The organism is Enterobacter sp., assembly GCF_977039595.1.
Genome location: NZ_CDRQYH010000140.1, coordinates 1 through 8,141, shown reverse-complemented (window position 1 = coordinate 8,141; position 8,141 = coordinate 1). Strand labels below are relative to the sequence as shown.

The window sequence follows — 8,141 nt, the reverse complement described above, 5'->3', positions numbered from 1 at the left end:
CCTGAAACCAGTGATTTTTTCATTTTAAACCCCATGAGCTTATGCTTTAATAAAATCCATAATCTAAAACATCGCCAGTATCTGCATTAAAAATGCAGTAATATTCTATATTTTTTGTTGCTCCAAATCCATTCTGTGCTGTTGCTTTATCACCAGAAATTCTAACAATATGCCTTGCTTCATCTTGCCATCCCGTCCGATCAAACTTCGGTTCGGTTAAGCCATCCGTCCACTCAAATTTATACTTTGCCAATTTTGGTATTTTCGTAGAACAGAGATACTCAGAATTTTCATGATGTGTATAGTAGCAATATGCATCTTTGTTACATTGGGCTTCATCCTCTTTCGCTTTCCGTTCTTTTTCGGCGGCAAGTGCGGCATCCTGAGCAGCCTTTTCTGCGGCTTTTACTCGTTGTTCGGCAACAAATTTGTTGTAGTCAGCAACATTCGTAATATTATTTTCACGAGCAGTAGCAAACTCTTTGCCGTCTTTGAAACCAAGTTTCTGTGCTCTGACCTCATCGCTTGAATCTCGGGCAGTACTAGCCACGATAGCAAGTCCAATGATTAGCACTGGAACCGTATAATTATTAACGAATTTATAGGGTAGGTACTTCGCTTTGAGCGTACCAGCCCCCAAAACAGCCCAACCTATAGCGATAACACATGCCACCAATTGGCACAATCCAGCGGCTGTAAGCATTACGACCGACGAGAAGCCAGTACCGACTGCGAAAAGATCACCAAATTTCTCCATTGACGCAAGGAATAAAAATACTCCCCAAATTCCATAGATTCCTATTTTTAAAAACTTATTCACTGTAATTGTCCTTTAAAAATTTTCCAAGTCAGATGGTTCATTCCATTTATATAATCGGCAATAATTCGTTTACCTTTAGGTATCTCTCTCAAAAAGAAATCCCCCAATTATCAGTTGTACAACTCTCACAGTTTTACCACTCCCGCTAGCTTTTTTTAGGCCAAAAGTACGTACTTAAGGTTATCCGTGTTCAGGTACTCAGATTAACTCGTACATCCAATAATGATCGATACAAACGATCAACATTCAATATATTAATCGTTAAAATCTATCAATAGCTATTAATTCTATTCAACTCAATAGGTAAAAACGATCAAGGGGATTCGTAGAACATGAAAAAGGCTATGTATCTGATTTCAAGACGGAGAGTACTTGCTGAGCACTATCTCAGACGCTCTTAAAGCATCGCTACGCCGTTTTATGGAGTTTTGTACGTCATATGTATGCAAGTAATGAAAACGCGTTCAGGGGCTTCCTGTGCGATTTGTCGGAAACACCATCATGGAGGGGAATTAATCGGATCGGGGTCGCTTCGCTCTGAGCTGTACTGACAGGGCTTTTCCAATAACTAAAACAGCAGATACCCTACTAAGTACTCAAAGGAATTATTAGTAGAATAAGTAATGAAATAACAGACAGTTATGTACGTACTGACAGAACAATAATCGTGTATATAACAACGGGATACTTATCAAGTACTCACTGCATGAACACTCTCACTAACTGCCCGAATCGGTTTGCTTCGCTCATGGCTTCAAGCAGATAGCTCGCTTTTGTCCTTGAATGATGTCCGTCAATGCGGCAGGGCGACCTATTCATTTTGTAATTGGCTTCGCAATCAGTATAAAGACAAACAAATGAGCGAAGCTCTGTTGGTTCAATACAGAATCCTTAGCTGAAGTAATGGCTTTAGCCTTCCAATCCCTTGACTTTCTAACTTCGAGAGTTGCTTTCTCCCCAGGTAGTATGAATTCCGTAGGACAGTATTTCTTACCGACCAAAGGGAGAAACAAACGGGTGTTCTTTTGAGGGGTTTCCGAAGGAAATCACGAAAAAAACGCAAGTTTCTAACCAATGTGAATTTTTAAGGACTTTGCGAGGTACGAGCGAAGGCCTTCAAACTTTAAATTCGTGCCGCTGCTCATTTATGTAAGTTCTTTCTTAAAAAACATCTTGATGGTTTATATTTATAAGGTGGCCTATCCTATCCATGCGGCATTATAAAAGGGGCTTCATTCACTGATAGGCCACCACCTCAAGATACTTTTAGGTCTTTTTTTTCTTTAGATAATCAATTATTAGTTTCTTATCAATACCATTCTTTATTAAATCATCAAGGTACTGTTTTATACTATCATCCAGTACTGGAACATTAATTTTCATTTCTAATAGCTTTGAAGCCTTTCTTGCTGCTTTTCCGTAGTTTTTTATACTTGTAGAACCTAATAGTTCAAACTCTTTAAAATCACTACTGTAATGCTTTAGAAATTCTATATTCACAAAACCATCAGGATCATATCTATTTGATTGAATATATTGAATTTCATTATGTTCTAATTTACCTCTTAACTGATTCAGTAGTATTTCTAACCTGAACTTATCAATGCATTTACCTACTTCTTTATTTGTTAGATCTGGAACTCTCTTTAATGCTTCAAATAGATATAATGAATTTCCACCTTTAGTATTGTGAATTTGATCCTTATCAGTTACGGATTCAATAATCTCCTTAATTTTCTGTGGAGTACGTCTATTATATGACTTACCTTTCAGATAATTCATTACATTTCTGTTGTCGTGTGTTTTTATGCGTGGTGCCATTTTATACTTCCTTTCATTTCTTATTTTTTTATTCTGATTAAGGAGGTATAAATAATCATACCTCCTTGTTTTTATGCTCCATTTAGAAAGATCAGACACTGTAATGCCTAGCCTTTCGTCGTTTTAAATATTAGTATCAGGTGTTGTGTTTTTTAATTGCAATGAGATTTTTGTTTTTAATTGGTCATTACATCACTCATATTTTCAGCCTCATTCATTTTATCAACAATCCATTACTTTTACTTTTACTTTTACTTTTACTTTTACTTTCACATTTACAATATCAATATATTTAACTAAAGAATTAATGCTGAAGTGAAATATTACTTTCTTTATAAACCACTTGTGTATAATACAACCAAGAATATCAAGTTATTACATCTAAACTTGTTATCTTTCGGCACTAGTACTGAAGTAACAATCACTCCATGCAGTGATGTATTATTGCACATATAAATTAATCGCTATAAAAACATCATCACCGCTTTATATGAAGCAAAGCGGCGTGATTAAGCATTCAATAAGTGATTTTAAATTATATCATATGATGTCCATTTGTCCCATTTTTTTACTCACCATAAAAAACAGGAAATAAATTATATTGGTTAGATGCGATCAATGACATGTTTCATTTGCAAAAGTGGTTGTTTACTTCGATATGTTCTATCTGTCATTGTTCTATGAGCATGTCCAAGTATTGAGAATCTTATATGATCAGGTACTTCTTGAAGGTCTCGCAACCGATCAGACAAGCCATATCTGTAATCATGTGCTGTATGATTCATCCCTACTCTTTTGAAAGCTTTGCTTATAGCATTGCTTGCAGATGAGTTATTAACCCAATGATATGTTGGTTTCTCTTCCCAAATACCTGCATTTAAAAGATTATCACTTAAAGGGATATCACGAATTGATTCGCTGTTTTTAACGGTTTTAGTTCCAGCATTATTAATGCTGATACATTTAATCAATTTTCCTTGATCTTCTTTCTCAATATAATCGCTAGCAGTGATCTGAATGGCCTCACCTATACGAACTCCTGTATAATAAAGCAGATTAAGCAACCACCATAGAGAACGAGAATCAGAAACATGCTGAGAAACAATTATTTTTTGATGCTCAATTAATGAAACACCCGTTTTAATACTCACATTTTCAACATTCTTATAGTTCATCCCCAAAAAAGGATTCTTCGCGATGTAATCACGTTGCTTCATAGCGAAATTAAACATCGCAGAAACCTTAATGATGGCATCTTGTCTGGATCGAGGTGACTTACCCGACTCATCAAGAAACTTTTTATAAGTGCTCACAGTCTTTTTCGTAACTGAAGCCACAGGAATATCCCCACACCAATCCAGAAAACCATTTACTGTTCTCTCATTAAGTACTTTGGTACTCTTCGCCCAATCAGAATTCATCTCCTCAAGCCACTCTTTAAATACTGAAGATAGTAGCGGTGCTGAATTATTTTCTTGCATAACTGGATAAGGCGGAACACGGAATGCTGTGACGGCGGATAAAAATTCATCCTCAATTTGCTTATCTCTGGCCTTAAGAAGTGTTTCACGAATCAATCGTGGGTTTGTATCCCCCATTAACTGAGAGAGCCTTATAAAGGCTTCTGTGAGCTTTATGGCACGGTACTGAGCAACAGTTTTGTCCTGCGTTCGTAGACTAACCCGGAGAAGTTTCCCAGCTAATCGACGCTGCCACATAAAAGAGCGTTCAGAGGAAGCTGTCCTGTCTAAAAAACGCACATTTTGCTGTATAAAGATTGGATAAAGATCCGGTAAAGATTGCATGAAAACCCTCTTCAAATGAGAATGGTTCCCATCAATTCCCAAACACAACACTTATCGGTACTTAAGCGTCAAATTGTGACCTCTGGCAGATTTACATCTCTTTACGCTATACTACCCGCTGAAATAATCGGCTCAACGCTACGAGCTGACGTTCAATGTGTTTTCACACAAATGGTATCAACTCCCCTTCTGAGGATCTGGCGAGAAGCCGGATAAACTATGTTAAACAGTATTTTAGTAATACTTTGTCTGATTGCCGTCAGCGCATTTTTCTCGATATCTGAGATCTCGCTGGCCGCGTCCCGTAAAATCAAACTGAAGCTGCTTGCCGATGAAGGCAACATCAATGCCACCCGCATCCTGAAAATGCAGGAAAACCCTGGCATGTTCTTCACCGTAGTGCAGATTGGCCTCAACGCGGTCGCTATACTCGGCGGTATCGTGGGTGATGCGGCGTTTTCTCCGGCCTTTTATAGCCTGTTTGTTAAGTACATGTCCGTTGAACTGGCCGAACAGCTCAGCTTTATCCTCTCCTTCTCGCTGGTAACCGGCCTGTTCATACTCTTTGCAGACCTGACCCCGAAACGCATCGGTATGATTGCGCCAGAAGCTGTGGCTTTGCGTATCATCAACCCGATGCGCTTCTGTCTGTACGTGTTTCGTCCGCTGGTGTGGTTCTTCAACGGCCTGGCGAACGTGATTTTCCGCATCTTTAAGCTGCCTATGGTGCGTAAAGACGACATCACGTCTGACGACATCTATGCGGTAGTGGAAGCCGGCGCGCTGGCCGGGGTGCTGCGCAAGCAGGAACACGAGCTGATTGAGAACGTGTTCGAACTGGAATCCCGTACCGTACCGTCTTCCATGACGGGCCGTGAAAGCATTATCTGGTTCGATTTACATGAAGATGAGCAGAGCCTGAAGAACAAAGTGGCGCAGCATCCACACTCTAAGTTCCTTGTCTGTAATGAAGATATCGACCACATCATCGGTTACGTCGACTCCAAAGACCTGCTGAACCGCGTACTGGCAAACCAGAGCCTGGCGCTCAACAGCGGCGTGCAGATCCGCAACACCCTGATTGTGCCGGACACTCTGACGCTCTCAGAAGCGCTGGAAAGTTTCAAAACCGCCGGGGAAGACTTCGCGGTTATCATGAACGAATACGCCCTGGTGGTGGGTATTATCACCCTGAACGACGTGATGACCACGCTGATGGGCGACCTGGTTGGCCAGGGGCTGGAAGAGCAGATTGTTCAGCGTGACGATAATTCATGGCTGATTGATGGCGGCACGCCGATTGAAGACGTGATGCGCGTGCTGGATATAGACGAGTTCCCGCAGTCCGGTAACTACGAGACCATCGGCGGCTTTATGATGTTTATGCTGCGTAAAATCCCGAAACGTACCGACTCGGTGAAGTTCTCCGGCTACAAGTTTGAGGTTGTGGATATTGATAACTACCGCATCGACCAGCTGCTGGTGACGCGCATCGACAACAAACCGACCGTACTGGTTCCGAAGCTGCCGGATGCGGAAGAGAAGGTATCGGCGTAAGGTTCCAGCCTCCACAAACATCAACGGCTCCCATTGGGAGCCGTTTTTTTAACTACTGCATAGCACGTTGGTTAAGCCATCTCAGTTTGCAGACGCATAACCTGACGGTTGACTTCGGACATCACAGACAGGTGCTGTTTGTCCTTCACTTTTGGGACAAGGATCTTGCCCTTATCAAACTCAAAAGCGCCAACATCCTTGATATACAACCGTCCACGGAACAGGATCTTCACGTACTTCGCCACCTGAAGCGGGTTGTAGCGTTGGAAAATTTTCATTCTTGTATCTCCTGCGAATCATACGCTCTTGCGGTGCCACAATCGGCCCGACTGTCCTGAGCGCAAATTTTAATGCCCAATGACTATAGACCAGAACTACGGTGTTACCCAGTGTGCATAAGTTTATTTACCGTTTGATTACAATTATTCAGAATAATCTTTGCAAAGCGTGACCGGGCGCAGTATAAGCCGTCGTTTTTTCATGGATATGTGCGTTCACCCGCAAACTGGCATCGGGATTGCGGGAAAAACACATTGATCGCACTTATGATTAAAGCGTAAGACCAAGTGGTCGGATCACCTGCAAACAATAAGGAAACGCCATGACCCTACGTAATATCCTTGCAGCAGCCTGCCTGCTGCTGCCTCTGTGGGCTTCCGCTCACAACATTGAAAAAGGACAACGTGTACCGCCAGTCGGCATTGCTGACCGGGGAGAATTGATTCTCGACAATGATAAGTTTAGCTACAAACCCTGGAATAGCGCGCAGCTCGCGGGCAAAGTGAGAGTTGTACAACATATTGCCGGTCGTACATCCGCAAAAGAGAAAAATGCCAACCTGGTGGAAGCGATCAAGGCCGCGAAATTCCCGCACGACCGCTACCAGACGACCACTATTGTTAATACCGATGACGCCATTCCGGGCTCCGGGATGTTTGTGCGCTCAAGCCTTGAGAGCAATAAAAAGCTCTACCCGTGGTCGCAGTTTATCGTCGACAGCAACGGCGTCACCCGTAAGGCCTGGCAGCTGGAGGAAGAAAGCTCAGCGATTATTGTGTTGGATAAGGAAGGTCGCGTGCAGTGGGCGAAAGACGGGGCGCTGACCCAGGAAGAGGTGCAGCAGGTTGTTGACCTGCTGCATAAGCTGCTGGCTCAATAAATAGAGACGCGGAAGCCGGGGTTAAGGAAGGATTCGCGCGGGGTGTAGTCCAGCGGTTTGCCCTGCCAGTCATGAACATGCGCCCCGGCGGCCGCAGCAACAGCATGCCCGGCGGCGGTATCCCAGATATTGGTTGGCCCAAAGCGAGGGTACAGCTGCGCATGGCCTTCCGCCACCAGGCAGAATTTCAGCGACGAGCCGATCGAGGTGGTCTGGTGTTCACCCAGCTGCTGCAGGTACTCCTGCAGTTCGCTGTCGCTGTGCGAGCGGCTAATTACCACCAGCGGCGGACGCGCATCGCGCACCTGGATCTGCTTGCGCACGCCGCACTCTTCCTTCCACGCCTTCCCTTCTGCGGCGCTGTACATCACCTTCATTACCGGCGCGTAAACCACACCCAGCACCGCTTTCCCTTTCTCAATCAGGGCGATATTGACGGTGAATTCACCGTTGCGCTTGATGAACTCTTTCGTCCCGTCCAGCGGATCGACCAGCCAGTAGCGCTGCCAGTGCTGGCGCTCGTCCCAGCTTTGCGGCGCTTCTTCTGACAGGACGGGGATGTCCGGCGTTAAGGCCTGTAACCCTTTGAGGATCACCTTATGCGCGGCAATATCCGCCGCCGTGACCGGAGAATCGTCGGCTTTGCTGACAACCTCCATAGGTTTAATACCGTCATACACCTGCATGATGGCATCTCCCGCATCCCGTGCGAGCTGACAAATTTTTTCTAGCATTTTCCACCTCTTTGTTAACGCAGTGAGGTTAACTCTTTGTTTTAGTTATATCGTAATGTGAACAATTCCGCTATCTGTGAAGCAATTCCGGTTTCAGGTTACTTTTTTCTGTCAGGATTCACATTTCTGTAAGCAACAAGCGGCTTTGTTGAATAAATCAGATTTCGGGTAAGTCTCCCCCGTAGCGGGTTGTGTTTTCAGGCAATACGCACGCTTTCAGGCATACCTGCTTTCGTCATTTTGTT

7 protein-coding genes are annotated in these 8,141 nt (G+C 43.5%); 2 read left to right on the top strand and 5 right to left on the bottom strand.

Annotation, left to right across the window (positions count from 1 at the left end):
- Positions 1-46 precede the first annotated feature (46 nt).
- From ACWYRJ_RS20835 to ACWYRJ_RS20825, 3 genes are all read right to left on the bottom strand, one after another.
- Positions 47-820, bottom strand: a complete 774-nt coding sequence (locus tag ACWYRJ_RS20835; RefSeq protein WP_455508547.1) for a hypothetical protein — start codon at positions 818-820, stop codon at positions 47-49.
- A 1,266-nt stretch (positions 821-2,086) separates the two neighbouring features.
- On the bottom strand, positions 2,087-2,740 hold the full coding sequence (locus ACWYRJ_RS20830) for a hypothetical protein (RefSeq protein WP_455508546.1): 654 nt from the start codon (positions 2,738-2,740) through the stop codon (positions 2,087-2,089).
- Between the two features lie 506 nt (positions 2,741-3,246).
- Positions 3,247-4,446, bottom strand: a complete 1,200-nt coding sequence (locus ACWYRJ_RS20825) for a phage integrase SAM-like domain-containing protein (RefSeq protein WP_455508545.1) — start codon at positions 4,444-4,446, stop codon at positions 3,247-3,249.
- Positions 4,447-4,665: 219 nt separating this feature from the next.
- On the opposite strand from ACWYRJ_RS20825, the gene ACWYRJ_RS20820 reads away from it, so the two are divergent.
- A complete protein-coding gene (locus tag ACWYRJ_RS20820) occupies positions 4,666-6,003 on the top strand; it encodes a hemolysin family protein (protein WP_023310162.1) in 1,338 nt (445 codons plus the stop codon).
- A gap of 71 nt (positions 6,004-6,074) precedes the next feature.
- Here ACWYRJ_RS20820 and ACWYRJ_RS20815 read toward each other — a convergent pair whose 3' ends face one another.
- Positions 6,075-6,281, bottom strand: a complete 207-nt coding sequence (locus ACWYRJ_RS20815; RefSeq protein WP_008501430.1) for a DUF1107 domain-containing protein — start codon at positions 6,279-6,281, stop codon at positions 6,075-6,077.
- Between the two features lie 323 nt (positions 6,282-6,604).
- Here ACWYRJ_RS20815 and ACWYRJ_RS20810 point away from each other — a divergent pair, with 323 nt between their 5' ends.
- Positions 6,605-7,162 carry a YtfJ family protein gene (locus ACWYRJ_RS20810; RefSeq protein ID WP_023310161.1) on the top strand — a complete coding sequence of 186 codons (558 nt, stop codon included), beginning with the start codon at positions 6,605-6,607 and terminating at the stop codon, positions 7,160-7,162.
- Here ACWYRJ_RS20810 and cysQ read toward each other — a convergent pair.
- Positions 7,156-7,896: a 3'(2'),5'-bisphosphate nucleotidase CysQ gene (gene cysQ, locus ACWYRJ_RS20805; RefSeq protein WP_111965373.1), complete on the bottom strand. Its 741-nt coding sequence runs from the start codon at positions 7,894-7,896 to the stop codon at positions 7,156-7,158. The two genes, ACWYRJ_RS20810 and cysQ, sit on opposite strands and share 7 nt — an antisense overlap.
- Positions 7,897-8,141: the final 245 nt, after the last annotated feature.

Excerpts from the sequence above, each read along its gene's own strand:
- ACWYRJ_RS20825 (WP_455508545.1), bottom strand. The coding sequence starts at position 4,446 with ATGCAATCTTTACCGGATCTTTATCCAATCTTTATACAGCAAAATGTG.
- ACWYRJ_RS20820 (WP_023310162.1), top strand. The coding sequence starts at position 4,666 with ATGTTAAACAGTATTTTAGTAATACTTTGTCTGATTGCCGTCAGCGCA.
- ACWYRJ_RS20815 (WP_008501430.1), bottom strand. The coding sequence starts at position 6,281 with ATGAAAATTTTCCAACGCTACAACCCGCTTCAGGTGGCGAAGTACGTG.
- ACWYRJ_RS20810 (WP_023310161.1), top strand. The coding sequence starts at position 6,605 with ATGACCCTACGTAATATCCTTGCAGCAGCCTGCCTGCTGCTGCCTCTG.
- cysQ (WP_111965373.1), bottom strand. The coding sequence starts at position 7,896 with ATGCTAGAAAAAATTTGTCAGCTCGCACGGGATGCGGGAGATGCCATC.